General features: G+C 53.6%; 25 protein-coding genes. 12 read left to right on the top strand and 13 right to left on the bottom strand.

Annotated elements, in window-relative coordinates:
• Positions 1-2: 2 nt before the first annotated feature.
• Both ACSIPU_RS20420 and ACSIPU_RS20415 read right to left on the bottom strand, forming a co-directional pair.
• Positions 3-476 carry a PTS sugar transporter subunit IIA gene (locus ACSIPU_RS20420; RefSeq protein ID WP_023320675.1) on the bottom strand — a complete coding sequence of 158 codons (474 nt, stop codon included), beginning with the start codon at positions 474-476 and terminating at the stop codon, positions 3-5.
• On the bottom strand, positions 466-1,983 hold the full coding sequence (locus ACSIPU_RS20415) for a BglG family transcription antiterminator (protein WP_004100836.1): 1,518 nt from the start codon (positions 1,981-1,983) through the stop codon (positions 466-468). The genes ACSIPU_RS20420 and ACSIPU_RS20415 overlap by 11 nt, the downstream gene beginning before the upstream one ends.
• 427 nt (positions 1,984-2,410) lie before the next feature.
• Here ACSIPU_RS20415 and ACSIPU_RS20410 point away from each other — a divergent pair, with 427 nt between their 5' ends.
• The 3 genes from ACSIPU_RS20410 (at position 2,411) to ACSIPU_RS20400 (ending at position 6,206) form a co-directional block, all read left to right on the top strand.
• A complete protein-coding gene (locus ACSIPU_RS20410) occupies positions 2,411-3,421 on the top strand; it encodes a LacI family DNA-binding transcriptional regulator (RefSeq protein WP_134882278.1) in 1,011 nt (336 codons plus the stop codon).
• Positions 3,422-3,562: 141 nt separating this feature from the next.
• Positions 3,563-5,038 carry a Na+/H+ antiporter NhaC gene (gene nhaC, locus ACSIPU_RS20405; RefSeq protein WP_017146173.1) on the top strand — a complete coding sequence of 492 codons (1,476 nt, stop codon included), beginning with the start codon at positions 3,563-3,565 and terminating at the stop codon, positions 5,036-5,038.
• Entirely contained in the window at positions 5,028-6,206 is a 1,179-nt protein-coding gene (locus ACSIPU_RS20400; RefSeq protein ID WP_196551101.1) for a MalY/PatB family protein, read from the top strand. Before nhaC ends, ACSIPU_RS20400 begins: the two co-directional genes overlap by 11 nt.
• A gap of 112 nt (positions 6,207-6,318) precedes the next feature.
• Here ACSIPU_RS20400 and ACSIPU_RS20395 read toward each other — a convergent pair whose 3' ends face one another.
• Both ACSIPU_RS20395 and cspE read right to left on the bottom strand, forming a co-directional pair.
• Complete coding sequence (locus tag ACSIPU_RS20395) at positions 6,319-7,221, bottom strand: DMT family transporter (RefSeq protein WP_196551098.1); 903 nt, start codon at positions 7,219-7,221, stop codon at positions 6,319-6,321.
• A 532-nt stretch (positions 7,222-7,753) separates the two neighbouring features.
• Positions 7,754-7,966, bottom strand: coding sequence for a transcription antiterminator/RNA stability regulator CspE (gene cspE / locus ACSIPU_RS20390; protein ID WP_004100844.1), 213 nt, complete (start codon positions 7,964-7,966; stop codon positions 7,754-7,756).
• Positions 7,967-8,413: 447 nt separating this feature from the next.
• Here cspE and ACSIPU_RS20385 point away from each other — a divergent pair, with 447 nt between their 5' ends.
• Positions 8,414-8,641 carry a cold shock domain-containing protein gene (locus ACSIPU_RS20385; protein WP_004100846.1) on the top strand — a complete coding sequence of 76 codons (228 nt, stop codon included), beginning with the start codon at positions 8,414-8,416 and terminating at the stop codon, positions 8,639-8,641.
• Between the two features lie 244 nt (positions 8,642-8,885).
• Here ACSIPU_RS20385 and lysM read toward each other — a convergent pair whose 3' ends face one another.
• On the bottom strand, positions 8,886-9,338 hold the full coding sequence (gene lysM / locus ACSIPU_RS20380) for a peptidoglycan-binding protein LysM (protein ID WP_004100853.1): 453 nt from the start codon (positions 9,336-9,338) through the stop codon (positions 8,886-8,888).
• 390 nt (positions 9,339-9,728) lie between these two features.
• On the opposite strand from lysM, the gene ACSIPU_RS20375 reads away from it, so the two are divergent.
• Together ACSIPU_RS20375 and ACSIPU_RS20370 are read left to right on the top strand one after the other, a co-directional pair.
• Positions 9,729-10,106: a RidA family protein gene (locus ACSIPU_RS20375; protein WP_004100855.1), complete on the top strand. Its 378-nt coding sequence runs from the start codon at positions 9,729-9,731 to the stop codon at positions 10,104-10,106.
• 177 nt (positions 10,107-10,283) lie between these two features.
• Positions 10,284-11,312, top strand: a complete 1,029-nt coding sequence (locus ACSIPU_RS20370) for an LLM class flavin-dependent oxidoreductase (RefSeq protein WP_017146170.1) — start codon at positions 10,284-10,286, stop codon at positions 11,310-11,312.
• Between the two features lie 51 nt (positions 11,313-11,363).
• Here ACSIPU_RS20370 and ACSIPU_RS20365 read toward each other — a convergent pair whose 3' ends face one another.
• From ACSIPU_RS20365 to ACSIPU_RS20345, 5 genes are all read right to left on the bottom strand, one after another.
• The gene (locus ACSIPU_RS20365) at positions 11,364-11,699 is read right to left on the bottom strand and encodes a gamma-glutamylcyclotransferase family protein (protein WP_004112004.1); all 336 of its coding nucleotides are present in this window, start codon (positions 11,697-11,699) and stop codon (positions 11,364-11,366) included.
• A 105-nt stretch (positions 11,700-11,804) separates the two neighbouring features.
• Positions 11,805-12,563, bottom strand: coding sequence for a thiol:disulfide interchange protein DsbG (gene dsbG, locus ACSIPU_RS20360; RefSeq protein WP_032734763.1), 759 nt, complete (start codon positions 12,561-12,563; stop codon positions 11,805-11,807).
• A 40-nt stretch (positions 12,564-12,603) separates the two neighbouring features.
• The gene (locus tag ACSIPU_RS20355) at positions 12,604-13,326 is read right to left on the bottom strand and encodes a DsbA family protein (RefSeq protein WP_024273993.1); all 723 of its coding nucleotides are present in this window, start codon (positions 13,324-13,326) and stop codon (positions 12,604-12,606) included.
• Positions 13,327-13,332: 6 nt separating this feature from the next.
• On the bottom strand, positions 13,333-15,357 hold the full coding sequence (locus tag ACSIPU_RS20350; protein WP_049593340.1) for a protein-disulfide reductase DsbD family protein: 2,025 nt from the start codon (positions 15,355-15,357) through the stop codon (positions 13,333-13,335).
• Between the two features lie 48 nt (positions 15,358-15,405).
• Positions 15,406-15,786 carry a hypothetical protein gene (locus tag ACSIPU_RS20345; protein ID WP_023329474.1) on the bottom strand — a complete coding sequence of 127 codons (381 nt, stop codon included), beginning with the start codon at positions 15,784-15,786 and terminating at the stop codon, positions 15,406-15,408.
• Positions 15,787-16,734: 948 nt separating this feature from the next.
• Here ACSIPU_RS20345 and leuO point away from each other — a divergent pair.
• Positions 16,735-17,682, top strand: coding sequence for a transcriptional regulator LeuO (gene leuO / locus ACSIPU_RS20340; RefSeq protein WP_004112016.1), 948 nt, complete (start codon positions 16,735-16,737; stop codon positions 17,680-17,682).
• Positions 17,683-17,994: 312 nt separating this feature from the next.
• Complete coding sequence (locus ACSIPU_RS20335) at positions 17,995-18,474, top strand: hypothetical protein (protein ID WP_160887656.1); 480 nt, start codon at positions 17,995-17,997, stop codon at positions 18,472-18,474.
• A 185-nt stretch (positions 18,475-18,659) separates the two neighbouring features.
• Here the strand turns inward: ACSIPU_RS20335 and ACSIPU_RS20330 are convergent, their stop codons facing one another.
• Both ACSIPU_RS20330 and hpxD read right to left on the bottom strand, forming a co-directional pair.
• The gene (locus ACSIPU_RS20330) at positions 18,660-19,628 is read right to left on the bottom strand and encodes a PDR/VanB family oxidoreductase (RefSeq protein ID WP_196558005.1); all 969 of its coding nucleotides are present in this window, start codon (positions 19,626-19,628) and stop codon (positions 18,660-18,662) included.
• Positions 19,629-19,641: 13 nt separating this feature from the next.
• Positions 19,642-20,679 (bottom strand): molybdenum cofactor-independent xanthine hydroxylase subunit HpxD, encoded by a 1,038-nt coding sequence (gene hpxD, locus ACSIPU_RS20325; RefSeq protein ID WP_196558004.1) that lies wholly within the window; start codon positions 20,677-20,679, stop codon positions 19,642-19,644.
• A 125-nt stretch (positions 20,680-20,804) separates the two neighbouring features.
• On the opposite strand from hpxD, the gene hpxR reads away from it, so the two are divergent.
• The gene (gene hpxR / locus ACSIPU_RS20320; RefSeq protein WP_196558003.1) at positions 20,805-21,737 is read left to right on the top strand and encodes a LysR family hpxDE operon transcriptional regulator HpxR; all 933 of its coding nucleotides are present in this window, start codon (positions 20,805-20,807) and stop codon (positions 21,735-21,737) included.
• Positions 21,738-21,846: 109 nt separating this feature from the next.
• Here the strand turns inward: hpxR and hpxO are convergent, their stop codons facing one another.
• A complete protein-coding gene (gene hpxO, locus ACSIPU_RS20315) occupies positions 21,847-23,001 on the bottom strand; it encodes an FAD-dependent urate hydroxylase HpxO (RefSeq protein ID WP_024273998.1) in 1,155 nt (384 codons plus the stop codon).
• 346 nt (positions 23,002-23,347) lie between these two features.
• Here hpxO and ACSIPU_RS20310 point away from each other — a divergent pair, with 346 nt between their 5' ends.
• Genes ACSIPU_RS20310 through uraH form a run of 3 tightly spaced genes read left to right on the top strand, consistent with a single transcriptional unit; the run spans position 23,348 to position 25,531 of the window.
• Positions 23,348-24,730 carry a nucleobase:cation symporter-2 family protein gene (locus tag ACSIPU_RS20310; RefSeq protein WP_004100872.1) on the top strand — a complete coding sequence of 461 codons (1,383 nt, stop codon included), beginning with the start codon at positions 23,348-23,350 and terminating at the stop codon, positions 24,728-24,730.
• Positions 24,708-25,208: a 2-oxo-4-hydroxy-4-carboxy-5-ureidoimidazoline decarboxylase gene (uraD, locus tag ACSIPU_RS20305; RefSeq protein WP_017146163.1), complete on the top strand. Its 501-nt coding sequence runs from the start codon at positions 24,708-24,710 to the stop codon at positions 25,206-25,208. Before ACSIPU_RS20310 ends, uraD begins: the two co-directional genes overlap by 23 nt.
• The gene (gene uraH, locus ACSIPU_RS20300; RefSeq protein ID WP_064373022.1) at positions 25,205-25,531 is read left to right on the top strand and encodes a hydroxyisourate hydrolase; all 327 of its coding nucleotides are present in this window, start codon (positions 25,205-25,207) and stop codon (positions 25,529-25,531) included. Before uraD ends, uraH begins: the two co-directional genes overlap by 4 nt.
• Positions 25,532-25,560: the final 29 nt, after the last annotated feature.

Below are 25,560 nucleotides of genomic sequence, written 5' to 3'. Positions count from 1 at the left end.
TACTACTCTCCGGTATTGTTAATAATTAAGCGGTAGAGTTCCTCTGGCGAACTGGCATTAATTAGCTTTTCAACAACCTCATCGTCACCCAGGGCGATAGATATACGAGCGAGAACTTTTATATGTCCCGCTCCGCTGTCGGCTTCTTTTACCGCAAAAAGAATAACCAGCTTAACATCTGAACTATCCATGGTTTCCCAGTCGACATTATCCTTCAGTTTTGCGACGGCTATCCTTGTTTCATTGACCCAACAGGATTTGCCATGAGGAATGGCTATTTGGTTTTCAAAACCAGTCGATCCCAGGGCTTCACGAGCCAGGACATCTTTAATAAAACCTTGTTTATTATCAATGATGCCTTCATCGCACAGCGCCTGAGTCAACTGCTCAATGACGTCGATTTTACTTTTTGCCTGCATCTCAGTAATAACGCAGGCCTTACTTAACAGATCGCTGATTACTATTTTATTTAACATATTCACTCTCCTGAGTCTGGCGTTTGCTGAATAAGGCTTCGGTCACCCGAATGATGTCTTTCGCAGAAAATAGTGCGGAAACATAGGCAACAGGGATCATCATTTCCTCTATTCGGATGGTGGATATGATTAGGTCGCACTTTTTTTCAGCTAACGTCTCCTTTAATCGACTGCCGGGAACAATGTCGATAATCTCCCAGTCGGGGAAGGCTTTGGTAATCCGGCTGTACAGGAGCTGAGATGTACCGACTCCGCTTGAACAGACAAGGATGATTTTCTTATTTTCTTTAATCTTTTCGATTGCCGCCTGGATGTATACCGTTAAATAGGCGACTTCATCCTCAGAGGGGGGATCGTGTTTACTGTAATTATTGATTTGCATAGTTGCGTTTCTGACCGCTAAAAATACCGGAGAGAGTTCTTTTTTAATCTCATCCAGCAAAGGGTTATGAATAATGATGCGGAAAGCCAGACGGTTCAACATCGGCTTAATATGCATAACCAGAGCGTTCAAGAGCGGCTGATCGGAGATTAAATCACATTTAAGCAGCTGCGAAAGTAGACTGGTTAACTTAATGGCATAATGTAACGCTTCCTGGTCCTGCACTCCTCTGTCAGGATGGACGGCATGAACGGGATGCTTGCCGGATGAAACAAGATATTGATAAATATAATTAATCTCGATTTGCGGGAACCTGAGCGTATATTTCTGCTCAAGCCATGCGATAGCTTTTTCAGCAATCTGCCATTCCTTGTTGTCATGCACTGGCGCAGCTTCATCAGCCGGGCAAACGATTCTCTTCTCCAGACGTCTGATGGTGACCAGTAAATGTGAAAACAGATTGGTATAGTAGGGCTCGCTAATGGCGCAGGTTAATTCATCCTCGATAAATGCAATCAAATTGATACAGTTGGCCACGTTGTCTTTACCAAATTCTTTGATAAGCTGTACGCGAGAGAACCTATCGATTCTGCTATCGGTCATGTGATAGTTACATAAAACGCTATGAGTAATGATCTCCTTAAGCGCCATGCGGATGTCATAGTCATTACCGTCAATAAACGTACCGGTATGGTTCTTTATCATTCTAAGGGAGAAACACTCTAGCCATTTTTCAATTTTAATTAGGTCTTCCACAATGGAAGAGCGACTGATGAAGTATTTCTCAGCTAAAAAGCTGATAGATAATGGCGTGGGAGAATGCGTCAGCAAATCGGTCGCAATGCCCACCAGCCGCTTGTTTTTAAGTATGTTTACAACCTGCGCATCCCCGGAGATAAGGGGGAGGGGAACAACGTCGTTCGCCTCAAGCTTCAGGCCCAGACCGGGTTTACTGAGTACAGAATGACCTTTATCAGTGAAATAAAGGTTAATAGCTTCAACATCTCGTCTGAGCGTACTGACTGAAATATTGAGTATTTTTGCCGCCCGGGAGGTGGCCAGCCAGCCACTTTCCTGCGTTAAATGATTGATTAATGATATTTGTCTTTTACTGAGCACTTTCATTATCCGCTCCTACAAAGATAAGTTGGCGCCTTAATGACGTTAGTTATAGCGGCTGGCATGACAAAGGGAAATACCAGGAGATGAACATATGTAAACCATCATAATGAACAGCAGGCAACAAGGCAGATACATCATTATACGTGGAGATATGTAAGAAATTGTCCCTGATGGAAAAGAATATAATATCTGAATAACACGCTGTGGGGATGATATGATTAGAATGTTCTTTTTGTTAATTCTTTATGTTGATCTTTTACAAAAAGAGCGCAAACCTCAATGAAGCTAAAACTAAAGCTATTATTAAAATTGATAAAGTGATCCAGGGGGATTTTGCGGTTTTAAATAAAACGACAGCGATCGCTACAGAAAATATCACCACCACGGTACTATGAATCTCAGTTAAATCTAAAGCATAAAAGGAAGGGATATGGCAACAATAAAGGATGTTGCACAACTTGCGGGGGTTTCAACCGCGACGGTTTCGCGCGTTATTAATCAAACCGCCTGGGTTGAACCGGTAACGCGTGAGCGTGTTGAAAAAGCGATGCGTGAACTGAATTATCATCGCAATGCCGCGGCGCTGGCGCTGGCGAAACGCAGCGGCGATATGCTCGGGTTATTGACCGGCAACCTTGCCGATCCCTTTTTCGCTCGCCTCGCCCGCGGCGTCGAGGAGGTCTCACGGCAGGAACAATTCCGCTTGATGGTATGCAGCGGCGGGCATGATGAAGGGATGGAAAAAGCCGGGCTGGATTTTCTAATCAACCAGGGCTGTGAGGCGATCGTGGTCCATGCGAGCAGATTGGCGGAAAAGGAGTTGCTACGTTATGCCGCCCATTTCCCCGCGATGGTGGTGGTAAATCGCTATATTGCCGGGATGGCCAATCGCTGCGTCTGGCTGGAGAACTGCGAGGCCTCAAAAAAGGCAACGCTGCATTTACTTGAGCAGGGGCACCGCTGTATTGCCTGCGTGACGAGCGACTTACCGATAATCGATCGCCGCGAGCGGCTGGAAGGCTATCGTCAGGCGCTAGCGGAATACGGCATTACCCCGGACAGGAGCTGGGTGATAAGCGTTCCTTTTAACGAAGAAGGCGGCGAACACGCGGCGCATCAGCTTCTTAACTGCGGGATCTCTTTTACCGCGGCGGTAACCTTTAATGATGTGATGGCGGCCGGCATCATGCGTATCCTGCATCTGAAAGGCATTACGCTACCGCAGCAGCTTTCAATAGTCGGGTTCGATGATGTGGTGATGGCGCGTTATCTCTATCCGGCGCTGACAACAATGCATTACCCGGTTGAGCGAATGGCGCGTTGCGCTTCGCAGCTGGCGATCCAGCTCTTTAAAGGCGCCATCCAGCAGCCCTGCGTCAATAGCTTCGCTGCGGAGCTGGTGGTCCGCGATTCCGTTCTTCCTCCCGGGAGCGGTAGTTAAATCGTCAAGCCTCACAAGTGTGACCGGCTTCAAATTTAATAGTCTCATGTAATCGCTTACATGAAGGCGAACGGAGGATCACAGTCAGGCAAAAGGGGGGGCAGTTACCCTTGAACGACCTTACAGACTGGAGTTCTAGTTATGAATGCCTCTCAAAAGCAGAAAAAAACGCTCTCATTTGGCCTGGCCACCGTCCCTATTTTAGCCATGCTAATGCTGTTAATTATTGGCTACGGCATCATGGGGTTGCGAATCGAACCGCTACTGCTCTGTTCCGCTGCCGTAGCCGCCGTATTAGCCTTATGGCAGGGCTTTACGTGGGAAGAGATCATTAGTTCGGTCGTGGATAAACTGGCGAAAGCGATGCCAGTCATTATGATCCTCATCTGCGTTGGCGCTTTAATTGGCACCTGGATGTTCAGCGGCACTATTCCTTATATGGTGTATTGGGGGCTTAAATTAATCAGTCCTGAGTATATTCTAATTGCTGCATTCTTTTTGACCAGCGTCGTCTCGGTGTGTACCGGAACATCATGGGGATCGGCGGGAACGGTGGGGGTGGCGCTGATGGGGGTCGCGGCCGGGCTGGACGTCTCCCTGGCGGCGGCTGCCGGGGCGGTGGTATCCGGGGCTTACTTCGGCGATAAAATTTCACCGCTGTCTGACTCCACCAACTTCGCCGCCATTGTCGCCGATACCACGCTCTTCGAGCATATTCAGCATTTACTATGGACCACAATCCCCAGCTTTCTGCTTGCCGCGGCGGTATATCTTATCGCCGGTCACAGCAATATGCTGGGCGAGGTCGCCACGCCGCAGCGGGTCACCGATATTGTCAATGCGCTGGAGTCGCTGTACCGCTTTAATATCGTTTTGATTTTACCGCCCGTCATTGTTCTGTGGGGAGCAGTTCGCAAAAAACCGGTCATTCCTTTAATGCTGGGCGCCTGCGTGTTAGCCCTGATTCTCGGCGTCGTGATGCAGGGGCTTAGCCTTAAGCAGGGGTTGGATGCCTTTATTGACGGTTTCAACATCTCCATGTTCCCGCAGGGGAGCGAAGGCATCATTGCTGATGTGCCGCGACTGCTCAACCGTGGCGGTATGTTCTCTATGATGAGCACCATTCTGCTGGTATTTTGCGCTTTCTCCTTTGCCGGCGCTTTAACCTTAACGGGGGCGCTCAACATTATTATCAACCGCCTATTGACGGTTATTCACAGCGTCGGTCAGCTCATCGCCGCCACCATTGGCACCACTATTCTGGTAACTGGCGCAACGAGCGATGGAAAACTGGCTCTTCTGGTTCCCGCTGAATTATTCAAAGATGCCTACCGGCGTATGGGGCTGGATACCAAAAATCTTTCTCGAACCATCGAAGATGCGGGCACCGTTATTGAGCCTTTATTACCCTGGACCTCTGCCGGGGTCTATATGGCAACGACGCTGGGAGTGAGCACCCTGGATTTACTGCCCTGGGCGGTTCAGTGCTATGCCGCTATCTTCTTTGCCTTATTTTTCGGCTTTACCGGAATCGGTATCGCGAAAACCTCCCCAGCCGCAGAAAATGCAACGAATATGCTGGCCACAGAACAGGAAGGGAAGCCAGATGGACTTTAATAAAATAATTGATCGCCACCATACCGGATCGCTGAAATGGGATTTTATGACGCGCTATTTTGGCGAAGAAGCCACTGAACTGTTGCCGATGTGGGTTTCCGATTTTGACTTTAGCTGCCCGCCGGACGTTCAGAAAGCCTTAGTTCAGCGTATTGAACACGGTATTTTTGGTTACAGCGAACGACCGCAAACCTACTATGACGCATTAATCTCATGGTTCTTAACGCGGCATCAGCTGGCTATAAAACCAGAGTGGATATGCAGTATTGAAGGGGTGGTTCCCGGATTATCCCTCCTCGTGCAAATGCTGAGCCACCCCGGTGAAGGGGTGGTGGTTCAGGGACCCTATTATGGATCTTTTGCCAAAATTATTTCGCTCAACGGTAGACGCCTGCTGGATAATCCGCTGTATGAGGAGCCTGACCAGGGCTACAGAATGGATCTCGATCATCTGGAAAGGCTGTTTCGTACAGAGCGCCCGCCGCTAATGATCCTCTGTAATCCGCATAATCCAACCGGTCGGTGTTGGTCAGCTCTGGAACTGAGCGAGTTGCTCCGGCTGTGTGAAGAGTATGATGTTATTTTAATTTCCGATGAAATCTGGGCCGATTTACTGCTTCCAGGGGAAGCATTTACTTCGGTCTTGCATTTAGAGGAGCGCTGGCATTCGCGCGTGATATCCGCCACCTCCGCCAGTAAAACGTTTGGTTTATCTACCCTACGCATTGCGAACTTTCTCATACCGTCGCCGGCGCTGCGTGAACAATTTATGCGCCGTCTCGATGCTCATGGACTGGACGTCTTCAATGCGTTGTCCATTGAAGCGAGCACAGCTGCGTGGCAACACGGCGCTCCCTGGCTGGATGAGCTACTGCGCTATCTGGCAGAAAATCGACGGTGGTTTATTCAGCAGGTTGAGCAATATCTACCGTGGGCGCGCATCATCCCTGCTCAAGGGACGTACCTGCTATGGATAGACTGCAAACGGCTGGGACTGGACGATGAACAGCTGAAATGGCTCATGGTGGATGTTGCGGGTATTGCCCTCTCAATGGGAAACAGCTTTGGCGCAACCGGCAGCGGTTTTATCCGCCTTAATCTCGGGTGTCCGCGCGCGTACCTCGAAAAAGCGGTGGAGGGACTGAAACGCATTGCTTTTACAGCATAAATAACATTGCCTTCGGTGAGTCCGTCTAAGCGAAGTTCCTGTCGCCCGTTTTAATGCGCAGGTGCTGAGAGTCTGTCCTCCCCCTGTCAGGGTTAAAACGGTGCATTCCTGCTTACAAATGCACCGTTTCCTTTTTTGCGATCGAACAAATCGCGATGCCAATTAAAATTAACAGCGTGCTCAGTAAGTGATAGAGGTGCGGCCGGGTATGTAAAAACAGAATACTCAATATCCCGCCAGACAGCGGAATAAGGTGAGTGTAAATTTCACCACGAGTCGCGCCAATGGCGGCGATGCCTTTGTTCCAGAACAAATAGGCCAGCCACGAGGGGAAGATAACCAGATACGCCAGGCCGGTGAGGAAAGAGATATCGTGGTACGCGGCGAACGAGGTGGCGGGGTGTCGCCATAGCCAGAAAATGACCACCGGAAGCAGAATCAGGGCGCCGATAAGTGAACTGACGGCGACGAAAGCGTTGGCGGGAATACGCCGATCTTTATTACGCAGCAGAGAGCAATAAACCGCCCAGCTTAGCGCAGACCCCATGGCCCACAGGTCGCCCTGGCTAAATCCTTTGAGTCCCTCGGCGTTGGTCAGATTGCCGTGCAGCAGAAGCAGCAGTACGCCTGCGGTGCTAAACGCAACACCGCACCAGTTACGCGCTGAAACCCGGTCATGGAAAATCAGACGGTTAATCATCAGCACCATGCAGGGGGTCGCCGACATATAAATTGCGGCGTTTAGCGCGGAGGTGGTCTGCAGACCGATATAGAGGGTTAGCGGGAAACTCACCTGCCCACACAGCGTTAAAATCAGCAGCGTCGATGCATTTCCACGCAATAAACGCCAACTCTCGCGGATTTGACGTTGATAAAGCCCTACCAGCAGCATGGCGGTTAGCGCCCACCTTGCTTCCGTCATAACAATCGGATCTGCGCCCTGAACGAGAATATGCCCTACAACATAATTCCCTCCCCAAAACAGGGCTGCCAGCGTAAGTAACAGGTAGGGCATGCTGATTCCTTGCATCGCTTTAAACTGTACTACATGGTAACTACGTTTTTTTTAAAACATCAATTAAATTAGACGTTTTTTAAAATTTTCATGAATAATCAATGGGTAGCGGCGCCATTCAGGATGGCTATCATCATTACTATCCCTTCCGCAGGTGCTGGCTTTAACCACCTTGAGAAAATATCGCGAAAAAACTGATAGAGACGCGCCTTATCCGCAGGCTCTCTTCACTGGCAGCATGAACGATACGCACTGTACACTCTTATCTTTTTAATTGCTGAAGTCGCTCGCCGTTAATTTAAAACGAGGTTTGCGTTCTTTGCCGGTGGCTTAAGGTATTACGACTCTAAACGGGAGCATTTATTGTTGTAAAGAGATATACCAGTGGGAGGGGTTATAGCAATACTCGGGGGGCGTCATTTGGGGGGAGTTATCGAAAGCATGAAAATAGCAGAATGACGCGATTATCTCAAAAACTCTCATTATAAATAACCCCGACGTGATGTCAGGGTCATTAAAGCAGGAGCGCGCTTTAAACAGCGTAGACGTTACCCGCTGAAGGACCCTTCTGGCCATCTTCAATGGTGAATTCGACTTTCTGGCCTTCGCTCAGGGTCTTAAAGCCACCGCTCTGGATAGCAGAAAAATGGACGAAAACATCCTTGCTACCGTTGTCCGGAGTGATGAAACCAAAACCTTTTGATTCGTTAAACCATTTTACTAAACCAGTCATTTTATTAGACATTGATAATACCTCAACATATCTGAGCCTTACGGCGAAAAGGGTTTTCGCACAGAATCTAATTAATAACGATAAGGAGACTCAAAAGGAAGAATTATCAACGGATAACACTTAAGATGAGGACTGCTTTACTAAACCGCTTTATTATGTCTGTATGCTAAACCGACCCCTCATTAGTCACACACATCACTATAGATAGCAAGACTTATTTCCAGGTAAATATCCTGATAAAGTTTTTTTGCCGCGCAAGGATATCTGGATGGCTAAAAATTGATTTGCTTATTATCGCTATCCGTGCATTAATGACCTAATCTGTGCGCGATAAACGAACATCAAACTCTACTGAGCAGTTCTCATGACCAGGCGCTATCGCTGATATCCCCTCCTTTTGAGTCCAAAATTTGATCCTGTACGTTTCTCTCAATTTCATGCTGTGTAACTGGAGGGAGTATGTCCTCAAGAATTAAAGGTCTGGTGAAGTGGTATAATGAATCGAAGGGGTTTGGTTTCATCTCTCCTCTTGATGGCAGCAAAGATATCGCCGTTAATTACTCAGCGCTTCACGGCGATAACTTTAATACCCTCTTTGAAGGGCAAAAAGTTGAATTTGCCATACATCGCGGTGATAAAGGTCCAGCGGCGACGAAAGTTATTCTGTGCGATAAAGAGATATTTTAGAACGATGACCATGAGAGGAGAGGGCATCGATTGTGCCATCTCGACGGCTGCGGTTCGCCGTGGCAGAAGCCATCCCTAACTGACAGAAAAATTATCTCTCCCGGCCACTAAAGCGGCCTGTGATGCTGCCAGGCAGAATGCCCTGATAAACGTTCACATGGCTGAGAGTGAATTACCGACCAGCAAACCGGCCGGTAATTAACGAAGTGTGGTGAGTGAACTGACGGAAGCTTAGCGAAATAACTTACTGCTTCGCCGGGATAATCAGCACCTGACCCGGATAGATCTTATCGGGATGCGTCAGCATCGGTTTATTGGCTTCAAAAATACGCTGATAGTCATTAGCCGAGCCGTACATCGCTTTTGAGATGGCGCTCAGGGTATCGCCGGATTTCACCGTGTAATAACGGCTTTCCGCTCCGCTCTGCGTCACATTAACGCTATCATTGACCTGGCCTACCCCGGTGACGTTACCCACCGCCACCAGAATTTTTTCTTTATCTTCCTGTGAGCCGACGTCGCCCGTTATCGTTGCGGTGCCATCGTCCGCGACATCAATATTCACTTTTTCAGCGCCGGGCAGGTTAAGGTTATCAATGTGTTTTTTCAGCTTTTCGGCCCGATCTTCCTTGCTGCCGCCAGATACCGCATCCCAGATTTTCTCGCCCGCGTCTTTCACAAAACTTAATAATCCCATCGTTCCATACCTCCATTACTGCTTCATGATTAATATTTTCATCAGACCCAATAATCCAATATCCAATATAGATAAGTGCAGGATGCCTCCACCGTAGCGGCAACGTCTTAAAGAAGCGCAACCTGCCATTGAAGTATATGCAATAAGCGTCAAAGTGCAGGATATTTGCCTTAAATTCTCCGCGATGGTGCGGCATCAACGCTAGTCATCACGGCCATTATGCGATCCGTTTTGCAACGATATCGGTACCGTAGCAACGCCTTGCCAGGCTGCGAAGAGAGCATAGATAAGGGCTGTAATGCTATTTTTTGCCAGGAGGAGACATACTGAATGCCTTAGCTAAAGCATGTTAGGATGGCGACTCGTTTCCTCTTAAATAAGGATGTCAGCATGAGCAAGGTGGTACGGAAAAATTATCCTCAACTGGGTGAAGTCAAGGCTCCCTACGTTCACTCGGTAACGCACGGAAACACGCTCTATATTTCAGGGTTAACCGCGTTCGGCACGCAGGCGCAGCAGGGGAGTATCGCCGCCCAGGCGGAGGAGATCTTTAAGCAGATCAGAACCATCGCTGACGCAGAAGGCGTTGATTTTTCATCCCTGATTAAAGTCACTATTTTTATAACCTCATTTGCTGAGATCGACGCATTACGCCGGGTTCTCTATCAAAACTACGGTGACCATCTGCCTGCCAGCTCTCTCGTTGAAGTCAGCCGCCTCTTTTCACCCGACCTTAAAATTGAAATTGAAGCGATTTTCGGCCTCTGAAGGACCGCCCATGGCCGGGAGGCGGCAAATAGCTTTATCAATTTATTTGAAGTATTCGGTTAAACAAACGATATTTATTCTCACCTGGTTACGCGTAGAGTAGTGGGATACGCGGCAGACACGCTTGTCATAAGGCGCGCTCTACCGACGACTCCCTGCAAACCAGGAAACTTCGTCATGAAAAAGATTGGCTTTTTATCATTTGGTCACTGGACGCCGTCGCCGCAGTCCGGAACGCGTGCAGCCGCTGATGCGCTGTTACAATCCATCGACCTTGCCGTCGCCGCCGAAGAACTGGGCGCGGACGGCGCCTATTTCAGGGTGCATCATTTTGCTCGCCAGCTTAGTTCCCCGTTTCCCCTGCTGGCTGCGATAGGGGCGAAAACCAAAAAAATTGAAATCGGCACCGGCGTGATCGATATGCGTTATGAAAACCCGCTGTATATGGCAGAGGATGCGGGTGCGGCGGACCTCATCTCCGGTGGCCGCCTGCAGCTGGGTATCAGCCGCGGCTCTCCGGAGCAGGTTATTGATGGCTGGCGCTATTTTGGTTACGTCCCGGGCGAAGGCGAAAACGAGTCGGATATGGCGCGTCGTCACACCGAAGTGCTGCTGGACGCCCTGCGCGGAGAAGGTTTTGCGAAACCCAATCCGCAGCCTATGTTCCCCAACCCGCCGGGGCTGCTGCGTCTGGAACCGCATTCCGAAGGTCTGCGCGAACGAATCTGGTGGGGCGCCGGTTCGAATGCTACCGCGAAGTGGGCGGCAACGCTGGGTATGAACCTGCAAAGTTCGACGCTGAAGGATGATGAAACCGGGGAACCGTTTCACATTCAGCAGGCGAAACAGATCCGCGCCTATCGCGAAGCCTGGGCACAGGCGGGCCATACCCGTACGCCGCGCGTCTCGGTTAGCCGCAGCATTTTCGCCCTGATGGACGATCGCGATCGTCTCTATTTCGGTTCAGGCCGTGACGAGAGTGATTCGATCGGTTTCCTCGATGAGAAAACCCGCGCTATTTTCGGTCGCAGCTACGCCGCAGAGCCGGACAAGCTCATCACGCAGCTGAAACAGGATGAGGCCATCGCCGAAGCGGATACGCTGCTGTTGACGGTACCGAACCAGCTGGGCGTGGAATATAATGCGCATGTCATTGAGTCGATTCTGAAGCACGTTGCGCCGGCAATGGGCTGGCGCGATGCCTGAGTTAGTCGCGGTCGATGCCCCGCCGGCAATCGCTGTGCGGGGCGAAATCGTCTACGGGATCCTCTTCGGCTGTAGCTGGTAGGTCCAGGCGGTCACTCGCTGACCCTCATCGGTGGTGACTTCAACAGCAACGCGATCGTAGCCCTCTTCGAACGCATCCAGCATGGCCCAATGGGCCTCGAGATTCGCCGACAGAAACAGAAAGCCGGGCACCCGGGGGCCGTTTTTGTCGAGAACAATGCCCGGAAAATCTGCCGCCGCTCCCCAGCCGCGTTCATAAAAGGTGCCGGTGACGTAGCCTGGCTGCCACTCTCCGCCAATGTTGTCCATAATATGGGCGTTAGAGTGGCCCGGGCGCAGCGTGCCGTAGACAAATAAGCGTTCCATTATCCCTCATTAACTCAAGCGTTGAAGACCCAAACGGGCAGAACAGGCCATAAAATACGAACTCTGGCCTGGGTTGGCAAGGCGCCCCGCAGAGCGCCTTATCTGTCAGGGCGCTGGCCCGAACATCTCCCGCAGCTGCTGTTCGTCGGGCATGCCGATGACCTGCTGGAGCTCATTCTGCTCATTCATGTAATAAATAGCCGGCGTCGCGCTGGCGCCCAAATCATCCATCAGTTTTTGATGATGCTGAAGAAGATTAAAGGTGTCGCGTGGAGTAACGCCCTCAAAATGCGGCACTTTTTTGCCGCCTGAAAGCTCATACTCTCGCCACGCGGCGGCCGGATCGCGCGCGTTCAGGATTGCCGTAGCGTATCGGCCGCTTTTCGGGTTGAGAAAAGCAACGAGCAGGGTATTTAGCTGGACCTTGCCCGCTTTTACCCACGGCTGCGCCGCCGACCAGAACGCTTTGCACCAGGGGCAGAAAGGATCGGCAAAGACAAAGATTTTTCTGGCAGCCGAATCCGCACCTTCCTTCAGCGGACGAGCATTATTCAGCGTCTGCCACATTTTGCGGCCTGAAGGGGTATAGATGGCTTCCTGAAAATAGGCCTCGCTAAGGTTTTTACCTTTTTCGTCATACAGATATCCAGAAATCACGTGCTTTCCGTCCGGCGTCAAAAACAGGGTCACCCCCATATCCTGATACTGGCCGATCCACCCTTTTACCCCGCCGGGCGAATCGATCTCTTTAATCAGGGCGATCCCTTGCTGTTCGCCAAAATTTTTCACTATCTGAGGGAGAGCTTCCCCGGCAGATGCCAGGCCCGGCATTATCCAGGCCGCCAGCAGTAGAATGTATTTCATCTCATTATCTCTGAATTCCGGGGGGCCACCCCGGAGAGGGTTACTGTTTTTTCAGCGCGTCGCTGACCATGGCGTCAAATTGCTCCCAGGGGATCCAGCCCGACAGCATCTCGTCGCCGACGATTGTGGCTGGCGTACCCTGAATGCCGAGCTTTTCGGCCACCAGCAGGCTTTGCTTAATCGTCGCCAGGCTTTGTTCATCCGGCGTTGCTACGCTGACCCCGGCCTTCGTCTTGGCTTGCTCAATGCTAGCGCCGTCGTGATATCCCTTTTTTGCCATCAGGATATGGTTAAATTTCACAAACTGTTCAGGATGCGCACGCCACAGAGTTAGCGCAGCCCTTGCCGAAGTCAGCGAACTTTCAGAACGCCAGGGCAGAAATTTAAAGACCACGGCAACATCCGGATATTTCTCGACAATCTTCTGCAGATACGGGTCAAACTTTTTGCAATACGGGCAGTTGTGATCCGTAAAGACGACCAGCGTCAGCTTCGGTCGCTGCGCGCCGATACGCGGCGAGTTGGGATCGTGAAAGATAACATCGCCGTACTGAGTAAGAACCTGCTGAAGCTGTTCCTGCCCGGCAAGGGCATTCTGCCGATCGAGCTTTTCGGCGGCGGCGATCAAGATTTCGGGATGATTAAGCAGCGTCTCCTGCACCAGTGCCTGGACGCGAGCCTCCTGCGCAGGGGTAAGCGGCGAAGATGCCAGTGTCGGCAAAGAGGCCGAAAGAAGAGTGAAAGCAAGCAGCGTTTTTTTCATCGTAAATTAACCTTTGGCACGGCTGAGGGCGTTGAGGACGGTTTGTTTATCGAGCAGCGGCGACAGTATGTCGCCTTGCGGCTGGCCTGGGCCGTAGACCTGATTAAACGGAATGGCGTAGCGATTTCTGCTTTGCAGGAAACGGGCGATCGGTTCGGAGGGCAGACTCCAGTCCCCGCGCAGCGCTACTACGTCGGGCTGGGAGAGCGCGCTAATGATGGCGGGCTGATTTAATACCCGATGTTCATTCACTTTGCATGTCACGCACCAGTCGGCCGAAATATCGACAAAGACCCGTTTGCCCGCCGCCAGCGCGTTCTGGATAGCCTCCTCGCTAAGGGGCTGCCAGCGGATCGGCTGAGCCATTGCCTCCGTGGTAGCGCGCGCGGGTTCTCCTGCCAGCAGGCCGCGAAGCTGGAAGCCGGCAAACGCCGCCAGCGCAATAATCACCAGCCAGAAGGCAGATGTCGTACGCTTATGGGTTACCCGTAGGGCGGCCAGCGCCGCCAGGGTAAGAACCAGCGCAATAATGCCGCCGGGGGTCTCACCCAGATGGAGGCCCAGCAGCGTCGTCAGCCAAAAACTGGAGGCCAGCATCATGAGGCCGAGCGCCATTTTCAGTGAATTCATCCAGCGACCGGGGCGCGGGATCAGAGCGGCCGACCTGGGCAACAGGGCGACGAATAGCCAGGGGATGGCCATACCCAGCCCGAGCGCCAGGAAAATTAGCCACAGTTCCTGCAGTGGGGCAGCAAGCGCAAAAGCGACGGCGGTCCCCAGGAAGGGGGCAGAGCAGGGGGTCGCCAGCAGCGTGGCAAAAATGCCTTCACAGAAACTGCCCGCCATGCCGGTGCCGCCGGCGGTCGCCATCCGGTTAACGGCTGATGACGGTAGCAGCACCTCGAAGACGCCAAACAGGTTGAGCGAAAAGATAAACGTAACGGCAATCATTAAGCCGATAAACCAGGGGTTCTGGAACTGGATCCCCCAGCCCAGGGACGCGCCGGTAAGCTTCAGTATCGTTACCATCAGCGCCAGCAGGACAAATGAGGTCAGAATACCTGCGCTGGTAGCAAGAAAACGCCGCCCGATCGCGCGCTTATCTGACCCGGACTGCAGCACGGCGCTGAGCTTCATGCCCATTACCGGCAACACGCAGGGCATCAGGTTAAGAATTAATCCGCCGATCAGGGCAAAAAGCAGCATCTTCCAGAGGCTAACCGTTGAGGTTGGCGCAAGATCTGCGCCGATCGTCAGACTGGTCTGCTGCGCCTTTGCGCCATTTGTCAGCACCAACGACAGCGCTTCCCCCGCAAGGGTTGCGGGCTCTTCCCCCCATTCATCGGTTACCGGTACCGTTACCTTGAGGCTGGCGCCCTCGGTACGGAGGCGCGGAGCGCCAGCGATTATCCCGCCCTCCATGGGATCAAAAAAGATAGCGGGGTTTTTCCACTCACCGACCGTGGTGGCGGTTATCACCAGGTCGCTGCCGACCCGATGCGCGGCGAGATCGTCCGACACGCCTTTATCTGCCGGAATGGTTCGCATCGCCTGTGCAAAAGCCTCCTGAAAACCGGCAGTGGCGGGCTGACTCAAATCCAGACGCAGCCTGTAGTCGGTTAACAAACAGACGTTGCTGCAGGTGGATAGCGTGAGCGTACCGTCCAGCAGGTCGCCGGGAACGGCGGTGATGATTATCGGGATAACGACCCGCTGATGGTAGCCCTGGGTCGTCAGACCGGAAATCTCGAACCTTGAGGGAACCGGCCAGTACCACTGCGCCTGTTCACCGTTATGCCAGACGATTTGCGGGGCGACGCCGCCCTCACCCGGCGAGCGCCAGTAAGTTTTCCAGCCGGAAGCCAGCTCAATAGAGAGCAGGGCGTCGATCCGATCGTTCTCTTTCTCCGCCTGGAAGCGGACCCGGGCGTGGTCGTTCTGTGGGGATGTCAGCCATCCGGTGTCTGCCGCATGAGCAACGCTCGCGCAGGTCAGCAACAGGAAGACGAGGCCCCTGAAGATATTCAGCATTATTTTCTCCGTGAATTAAAAAATTAATCGTTTAAAAAAACGATTTTTTCATTCACGGAAAACGCAGTTTTTGAGATGAATTCGTAGCGTGGGCGGCCGAACGGGATCGTCCCGGAAGACCCAGGCACGTGCCGCGGCAGTCAGCTGAAGCAGAGTAAGGAACAGAATGATGGCCGGTAAGGCGCCATCGAAGAACAGCGGCTGCGCGCAGAGCAGAGATTTGGCGCTCAGCTGACAGGGAGAGGGCCCTTGCTCAGCTTCATCCGCTGACGGCTGCTGCGACAGTGCGCTGACGGCGGGTTCCTGAACCTGGCGCGCGGCGTTGTCCAAAAAATGGTGTACATAGACCGCCCGCTGAACAAGGCAAATAGCCATGACCAGGCAAGTCAATACCAAAAACCATTTTCCAGGAAGCTGACGATTGCGCATAGGTGACCCGTACGTTTCAGAACCGAGGATCATAAACAATACTTATCAATGTTCAAGAGGGTACCGTGTAAGGTTTTGTCTGTCTGCTTAACGGGGCGGCGACTTTCCAGCAGATAGCGCTGTCACAGGGATATTTCATGCATTTATATTATTTACATGGCTAATTATTCTCGATACCATGCGCGCCGCTCATCGTTATCGGCACGCCGCTGCTGACGTTGAGCGATTAGCATCTGACCGCCATTAGCTCATCAGGAAGAGCGAACGACGTACGTTGTAGGGAACGGGGTTCGAGGCCTCGATGGCGGCCCAAATCCGATTTAGCCCACTGATTAACATTGCACACCTGGCAACCGCCGACCGTCCGTCAGCCTTTCCCGGTCATGACGCGCGCTAAAGATGCTAGCGCTGAAATTAACGATTTCTTTATCACAGTCCGATAATCGCTTTATGACGATTACTGCATTGAGGTGACCATTACGCGTGTAATAGTTTCCGTTGTCAGTTATTCATCGCGAAGGAATGTTAATGAAAAGTATTATTGGTTACCGCCGGTAAATTAATATCTGGATTTTGGTTTTTTCTGCGATTTACCTAAGAACATCTTAATAATTTCAATGAGAATTAACTTATTCGGATTAAGTCGCGTATTTTTCAGAAATTTCACCACTTTTTATATGGTATTCTCTTTTGTTCAAGGAGTGAACGAAAGGAAAAATAATGCTTTACCGCTATGCCGTTTTCTCCAGAAAACACAACACGTTTCATATTCTTCTGCTGTTTACCATTTTACTAATAAGTTTCGTCCATTTGAGCGTGCTGCTGGAAACCGATAACACATGGCTACTGTGGCCGATGATGATTTATCTGCCTGTTTTTTTGCTTTGGCGAAAGGTCTCAGTGTTACGAAGCAGGATCGCTGATTAATGTGCTGGTGGAGTTCCCTACATGAGTGAAAATACAATATCTAAACCAACCTCTGAACCGAAAGTCCTGCAGCCCGTATTACGGAAAGTCGATCTTAACCTGCTGACTATTTTCGATACCGTTATGCAAGAGCAAAGCTTAACCAAGGCGGCACAAACGCTCGGCATGTCTCAGCCAGCGGTGAGCAGCGCGGTATCGCGCCTCAAGGTGCTGTTTAAGGATGAACTGTTTGTCCGTAACGGTCGTGGGATTAAACCGACCGATCGCGCCTTTCAGCTATTCGGCTCGGTTCGACGCGCTCTGCAGCTGGTGCAAAATGAGCTACCGGATACGCTGTTCGATCCGCTGGACTGCGAACGTATTTACCATCTTTGCGTCTGTAGCCCGCTGGATAACTATCTGACACCGCTTATTTTTAATAAAGTGAGCGAGATTGCGCCTCGGGTCAGTCTCTCCTTTAAATCTACCCTAAGCCAGCAGGTCATCAACCAGCTTCGCTATCAGGAAGTTGAATTTGTTCTCGATTACAACAAGTTCAACCACCCGGAGTTCACCAGCATCCCGCTGTTCAACGATCGCATGGTGCTGGTGGCCAGGCGGAATCATCCGCGTATTGCATCGCCGTTGACCGAGCAGGATATTTATCGTGAGCAGCACGCTACCGTCGCGCTGGATCGCTACGGCTCATTCAGCCATCCCTGGTATAGCTCTGAGGAACAGCAGGCCTGCGTCGCATTCCACGGAAACGCCATGGTCAGCGTGCTGAGCGTGGTGTCGCAAACCAATATGGTGGCCATCGCGCCTGAGTGGCTGGCCAAAGAGTTTGAAGAACAGTTTGCGCTCCAGCTGCTGCCGCTGCCTTTAGAAATGAACAGTCGCACCTGCTATCTTTCATGGCATGAAACGGCGGCCCAGGAGAGGAGCCACCGCTGGATGGCGGAATTGCTGATTAACATTTGCCAGCGTTAATGCTATTGCAAAAAATGCCTGGTGGCACGCCAGGTATTTTATGACTCCTTAATCAATCCTGGAACAGAGAAATATAATCATATCTGATTTTTTCGCTTCCTGGCGGCATAATTATCTGACGAAATGCGCTATCTAAATATTATTCATCTTTAAAACTACATTTAAATATCTTTTTGCAGAAAATTTATCATTTCTCAGGCAGGGGCCACCGACGATTTCTATACTCTGATTATCCAACCGGGCGGCGACCTCAAGCAGAGGATGATGTTAATGGGCACAAAGATAACCATCGCCGTGGCGAGTGCTGCCCTGATGGCTGCGTCGACGGCCGCAGAGGCTGATGAAATCACTCTTTATTCGGTTAATACCGGCTCCTGGATCTATCATCTGTCAAACAATCACGGCCAGTACACCGAGGGCTTTGATAACCAGTTTGCCTCGGTTGAACGCAAGTTCTCCGCGGATTCGAAGTACAGTCTGCTGGTCGGGACGATGAAAAACAGCTTTGACGATCGCTGTATTGCGCTCGGGGTACGCCGCGACTGGGCGTCGTTGGGCAACGGCTGGGTATTTAAGGGGATTTATGGCTACGTCGGCGAATTTTTCTTCGATGCTTTTGAGGACTGCGGCGACCATGGCTCATATAAGGATTTTAAAGATGCGACCGGCATTGGATTTTCTCCCTATATTTACCATGGTCTCCAGTATAACTTTACCGATTATTTCGGCATCGAAAGCGGAATTATTCTCCCGGCCGTTTTTGTCATCAGCGTGCAGTGGAGTTTTCGTTAATACTGCATACAACATTCGCCAGCCGCGATGTTTTTCATGTATCGCGATAACGCCTTTACTTCATAAGATTATTGCTTGAGGCAATGGAGCCTGTTAAATCGTACTTATTCGTCATTAACCCTCGGTGCCCCCGCTGGCCTATGATTGATTGTATTACGGGCAGGTCACAGGCCAACGCCGCCGGGCTATAAATCAATGCACAAATTCGCTGACCGGCTGCGCGAGCAGCACAGGGCTATCTGCTGCGCGCTGGCGGATTTCTCTGCCTCCGACTGCACGGTATCGCGGTGGTCGACGATGCCTTCAATAACCGGCGTCAGGCAGGCGCCGCAAATCCCCATTTCGCAGGAGAGGGGGACGGCGATGCCGTTCTCCTGGAGGACCTGAGCGATGGTTTTATGCGCGGGTACCGGCCAGCGTTCGCCCGAGGAGGCAAGGATCACGTTAAAGGTGTTTTCCTCTGCGCACGCCGCTGGCGTGGCGACAGGCTGAAAGGCTTCGCTATGGATCAGCTTTTCCGCCCAGCCCTGTTCAATGGCGACCCGGCGCGCGGCGGCCATAAATCCCTCTGGCCCGCAGAGATAAATCGGATATCCGGTATGCGTCTTGTTCAGCGCGGCGGCTAAATGCTGCCGGGCGCTGTCTCCTTCGCAAGAGCTGTGAATCACCACGCTTTCGGCGCGGAATCGCCGCTGCAGTTCGCGGACAAACGCCCCCTGGGCGCGATATTTCAGGTAATAATGCAGCGTAAACGGTACGCCTTCTGCCTCCAGCCTTAGCGCCATGGCATACAGCGGCGTAATCCCGATGCCGGCGGCCAGCAGCGTCACCCGCTCTGCCGCCTGCAGAGGGAACAGATTGCGCGGAGGGGAAATCAACAGCGTCTGGCCGGGGCGCAGCTGCTGATGAATGTAGCGCGAGCCGCCGCGGGATGCGCTGTCGAGGGCCACGCAAATCAGATATCCGTCAGCGACGCTATCATGGCCGGTCAGCGAATACTGGCGGATAATGCCGCACGGCAGATGAACGTCAATATGCGCGCCGGGCTGCCAGGCAGGGAGCGTCTGACCCTCCGGCGCCACCAGCCTGACGGCGAGGCTCTGGCTTCCCTGACGCCAGAGGCCGTCGACAATGACCTGTAATACCTCATTCATAGTGCTGCTCCACTTACACGAGGAAAAAATCGCCGAAGCCCATTTTCTTCAGCCCGCGCCGATAGGCGATGGAGCTGCGGTCGGCAGGAATATGCGCTTCCAGCGTTAAATCGAGCGGCAATCTTTCCGTGCGCTGGGTCTCTACCATCATGCGGTCTTCCTCAAAGACGCGCAGGTTAAAGGCGTGGACGTCTTCCACCGGTACGTGCAGATCGAAATTGCGCGCGATGGGCGCGAACATACGGGTAATGCGCGAGGATACCGGCGAGGCGGCGTTCATAATCACCAGCCTGGCGTCCTCGGGGAAATGAATCGTCAGGGTGGCGGTAAACGGCAAATGCATTTCAAAATGGCGCAGCCACTGGAAGCCTTCCGGCGCGCGAAATTCGGTGCTGGCGGGATAGTTGCCGACTGAACTCCAGTAATCGGCGATAAACCCAAACGCCGTTTCCTGCGGGTTGTAGTCCGGCACCACCTGGTTATTGGGGTCGGCGAAAGTCCCGGTATGGATCCAGGCAAAATGGGCAACATCAAGAAATCCCTCGACCTGGCGACCCGCAAAACCGTTGACCTCAAAAGCCGGGCAGTTGATTTGCTGAAAGCCATCGTCGTGCCAGTGCGGCATCACCGGCAGCGGCATCGGGTCTTGCGGATCGAAGGCCAGGCAGGTCCAGATCAGGCCATAACGTTCTTCTACCGCAAAGCTGGTGAGGTTGAGTTTCGCCGGTACCGGCTGGTCGGGGCTGGAAGGGATACGGTTGCAGCGGCCATCCTCACCGAAGCGCAGGCCGTGGTACGGGCAGACAATCCCCTCTTCATCGTGAAAACCGAGCGTCAGCGGTACGCCGCGATGGGGGCAGACGTCGCGTGCAACGACCACCTGGCCCTTAATACGATAGATGACCAGCTGTTCATCAAGCAGGGTGGCTTTCACCGGGGCGGGGCCAATATCGCAGGCGCGGGCAACCGGGTGCCAGCATTTTGCCAGGCGCAGCCAGTCCTCTGGCGCAAAGGTGCAGTGGGCGGGTGGGGTAGGTTGTGGTCTGTTCATGGCTTCTCTTCCTGCTCACAAAAATATTTGTTTAATTGTTGTGAGTTTATTGTTGCCATATTAGGGTGTTGACATCCATCAGCAAGAATTCATTCAGCTGTTGCAAAAAAGAGAACAGGTCCACGATGAGCCCATTTTCACGTTTCGCTATCTATTTTACCGAAGTGGCGCGCAGCGGTAGCCTGCGGCGGGCCGGGGAGAAACTGCATATTTCCGCTTCGGCTATCAACCGGCAAATTCTGCAGGCGGAAGAGGATTTCGGCACGCCGCTGTTTGAGCGTCTGCCGGAGGGGCTACGCATGACCACCGCCGGCGAGCTGCTGTACGACAATCTGCTGCGCTGGCAAAAGGAGTTTCAGCTGACGCGGCAAAAGTTTGATGAGCTGCAGGGGCTTAAACGCGGCTCCGTCAGCCTCGGCATGGTGCAGGCGCTGGCGGAAGGGAGCTTTGCCGCCGCGCTGGCGGACATTATCAGCAGCTGGCCATGGCTGGAACTGGAGCTGCAGGTGGCGGATAGTCATAGCGTCAGCCAGAAGGTACGGCAGGCGGATCTCGATTTCGGTCTGATTCTCGATCCCGAAGGTCAGGCGGGGCTTAGCGTGCTGGCTTTTGCCGAACTGGAGATGGGGGTGGTGATGTGTCCGGATCATCCTCGGGCGCAGGCTAAAATGCTGTCTTTGGGCGAGCTAAGCGAGGAGCGGCATATTCTTCCCGGCGCGCCGCTGATCGTCCACGAGCGGGTCGCGATGCTCTATCGCCATTATGATTTTTCCCCGACGAACAGCATCAGCTGCAACGATATTCGGTTGATTAAGTCGCTGGTGCTTAAAGGCGGCGGCGTGACCCTCCTCAGCCGTCTGGACGTGCTGGAGGAGATCGCGCTCGGCCAGCTGGCGTTTGTCCCGCTGCGCAACCGTCTGCTGCGGCCGCTTACCCTGGCCCTGTGCGCCGCGCCATCACGCCAGCTTTCACGTCCGGCGCAGATGGCGATCCAGAAGCTGACCGCGGTGATGGAGGCGATACAGGGCGGGACAGCGGCTTCCCTCCCGTCTGCGTAAACTGCCCGGCCTGCAATTCTCTGCGGCCTGCTTCCCCGGCGTCTGCTCACCGGTAGCCCGGCTAAGGCGTTTACGCCGCGAGCCGGGAAGGGGGCTGATACCGGGATCTTTACCCCAGCGGGCCGCCCTGAATGGTTTCGCACAGGCCGTTGATAATTCGCTCTCCGGTTTCGGATTTCAGCTCCTGATACCAGGCTTCCGTCAGCGCCATATCTTTACCGTGGGTCACATCGCAGCGCTTACGCGCCTTCAGCACCAGGTCGCGCACCCGGTCGCAGCGCTGCGCTTCGTACTGACGCAAAACCCCGCTGATATCGCGGCTCTGGCTGAACAACTCCCCCAGCACCACCGCATCCTCCAGCGCCGCGCAGCCCCCCTGGCCGATATCCGGGGTGGTGCTGTGTCCGGCATCGCCCAGTAGCGCAACTCTGCCGCGAACCAGCTTGGCGAACGGTTCAATATCGTGGATTTCAATACGGTTGGTGGTCTGCGGGTCGAGGGCGGCGATCAGCGTCTGCACCTGCGGCGCCCAGCCGCTGAAATAGCGGCTGAGATCCGCCCGCAGGGTGCTGCGGTCCTCGGCCAGCCCCGCCGGGAGCGGGACATCAAAGAAAAAGTAAAATCGCCCCCCGGAAACCGGCATCAGCGAAACGCGTTTCCCTTCTCCGACGAAGGTCGTCCACTGATTGCCGGGCGCAATCGCTTCATCAATATTGACCAGACCGTTCCAGTTAACGTAGCCCGCGTAGCGGCGTTCCGGCGTATAGCCGAGCACGTGCGGGCGTAGCGCCGAATGGCTGCCGTCGGCGGCAATCAGAAAATCGCCCTCCGCCATCGATCCGTCGGTAAACCAGACCCGAACGCCGTCGGCGTTTTCTTCGCAGCGGGTAACGCGTTTACCAAACTGCACTGCCTCCCGTCCCCAGAATTTGAGCATTTCGCGCTGCAATTCGGCGCGGGAAACCGGGCAGGGGCGTCCGCCGGTGCGCGCAATCAGCGGAGCGAGGCTAAATTGAGTCAGCGTCTCTCCCCGCAGATACTCCTTGTAGGCCAGAAAATGCATCGGTCCGCCGTAGTTTTCGATAATATCGCCCATGCCTAAATGCTTCATGCACTTGACGCCGTTAGGCCAGATGGAGATGGCCGCGCCCACCGGCTTGATTTCTTTCACCGCTTCAAACACTTCACAGTGGATACCGGCATTTTTTAATGCCACCGCCGCGCTCAGGCCGCCGATTCCGCCGCCGATAACTAATGCTTTCATTTCCTTCTCCTTTACATACGTCGTTATTGGCTTGAGCAATTTGCGTACCACTTTGGCGCAGGCGCTGATTTCGCCGATTCGGGCTCCCCGCTACCGTGCGGTTGCACAACGTTGGTGCGCAGAGCGGCTTTTATTGCCTTTTTATGAATCAATAATTTCTAAATTTTCAATTGAGAATCTAATGTTTCATAGGCGCGCCGAGGTCATATAGCGGGAACGTCGCGAAAAGGATGTGTTATCTGTTTGAAAAAAATGAATAAAATTAAATGTTGCTCAGATGTGAGTGAGTTTGGCCTGTTTTGTGCACCCGTTCCCGCACGCTTATTCGCAACGGGATGAAACGATCATGTCAGATGAAAAAAACGGCGGCTTACTGTACGGCCTTGAGCAGCGGATCCCGCCGCTCCCGGCCTTTTTTAGCGCCTTACAGCACGTACTCGCCGGGCTGGTAGGCATTATTACGCCGCCGCTGATTATCGGCGCGGCGCTGGGGCTGGGGGAGTGGCTGCCCTATTTGATCAGCATGTCCCTGCTGGCTTCCGGCATCGGCACTTTCCTGCAATCCAACCGCCTGTGGGGGATCGGTGCGGGCATGATCTGTATGCAGGGAACCAGCTTTGCGTTCCTCGGGGTGGCGATTGCCGGCGGTATGTGGGTAAAAGGGCAGGGCGGCACGCCGCAGGATATTATGGCCATGCTGTTTGGCGTCAACTTTGTCGCCGCGCTGGTGCCCTGCCTCGTCAGCCGCTTTATTGAACCGCTGAAGCGCATTTTTACCCCGGTGATTACCGGCAGCGTGATTGCGCTGATCGGCATTAGCCTGATCAAAGTCAGCGTGATTAACTGGTGCGGCGGTGAGCAGGCTAAAGCCTTTGCCAGCACGAGCAATATTGCCCTCGGCGCGGTTACGCTGGGAACCATCGTTCTGCTGAGCTGTGCGAAAAACCGCTGGCTACGCCTCTCGTCGGTGGTGGTGGGGATGGCCGTCGGCTGTGCGGCGGCGGCGCTGAGCGGCTCGTTCCAGCTTAAAGGCGTCGGCGATGTCTGGTTTCGCTTACCGCAGCTGTTCCCGTTTGGTTTCCAGTTCAACAGCGCCATTTTTTTGCCGATTGCCCTGGTGTCGCTGGTGTGCATTCTTGAGGCGGTGGGCGACCTGACGGCCAACTGTCTCATCTCTCAGCAGTCGATAGATAACGAAGCCTTCCGTTCACGGCTGAAAGGCGGCATTCTGGCTGATGGCATCAGCTGCATGGTGGCGGCGATGCTGTGCGCGTTCCCCAATACGACCTTTGCGCAAAACAACGGCGTGATTCAGATGACCGGCGTCGCCAGCCGCTACGTTGGCCGCTACATCGGGGTGATTTTGATTCTGCTGGGCCTGTTTCCGCCATTCGGCGAGATACTGCGCCAGATCCCGGCGCCGGTGCTGGGCGGCGCGACGATGGTGATGTTTGGCTGCGTTGTGGCGGCGGGGATCCGCATTATCACCCAGAAACCGCTGACCCGCCGCGATATGCTGATCGTCGGTCTGGCCTTTGGTTTTGGTCTCGGCATTGAAGCGGTCCCGGCGTTTCTGACCCACTTCCCGCCGATCGTCGGCAACCTGTTCGGTTCCGCGGCGACCAGCGGCGGGCTGGTGGCGATTGTCCTGAATCTGATTATCCCGGAAGAGAAACCGGCCGCGGCGGCGGCCACAAGGAGTACTGATGATCGCGCTGAATCACTTTAATCAGCTGAGCGGCGAACAGGCCGTCGCCGTGCTGGAACCCTGCGTGGCCGTCTCTGGCTGGGCGGCCACGCTGGCAGCCGGTCGGCCATGGCGCAGCCGCGCGGAACTGCTGGACGCCGCCCAGCGGCTGATGGCAGGTTGGGGGGAAGCGGAGCTGGCTGAGGCGCTGAACGCCCATCCGCGTATCGGCGAAAAGCCCACCGGGCAGCAGGCCCATGCGGCGCTCTCCCGCCAGGAGCAGGGGAGCGTTGATGACCGTGATGCTGCGCTGGCGCAGGCGCTGAAAGAGGGTAACACCCGCTACGAGGCGCGGTTTGGCCGGGTCTTTTTGATTCGCGCCAAAGGGCGCAGCGGGGAGGAAATCCTGGCGGCGCTGTCGCGTCGGCTGCACAACAGCGATAGCGCAGAAGTACGGGACGCGTTAGCCCAGCTAGGCGAAATTACCTTGTTAAGACTGAAAGGAGCGATTGGCGAATGAGCACCTTAAGCACCCATATTCTCGATATTTCCACCGGCCGACCGGCGCAGGGCGTAAAGATTACGCTGGAGTGCGAAGGCGCGCAGGTTGCCTGCGGCGTCACCGATGATAACGGCCGCATTGGCGAACTCGGTGCCGGGCCGCTGGCGCCAGGACATTACCGGTTAAGCGCGAAAATTGGCGCGTGGTTTGCCGCCGGCGGGCGCGAGACGCTCTACCTGAGCGCGCAGATTGATTTCGTCATCCGCGAGGAGGCGGATGAGCACTATCATTTACCGTTTTTAATTGCCCCCGGCGGCTGGTCCACCTATCGCGGCAGCTAAATGGCCCCGGCGGCGCTACGCCTGGCAGG

The organism is Klebsiella sp. HN106, from assembly GCF_051209435.1.
GTDB classification, from domain to species: domain Bacteria; phylum Pseudomonadota; class Gammaproteobacteria; order Enterobacterales; family Enterobacteriaceae; genus Klebsiella; species Klebsiella oxytoca.
This window is presented reverse-complemented; position numbering and strand designations above follow the sequence as displayed.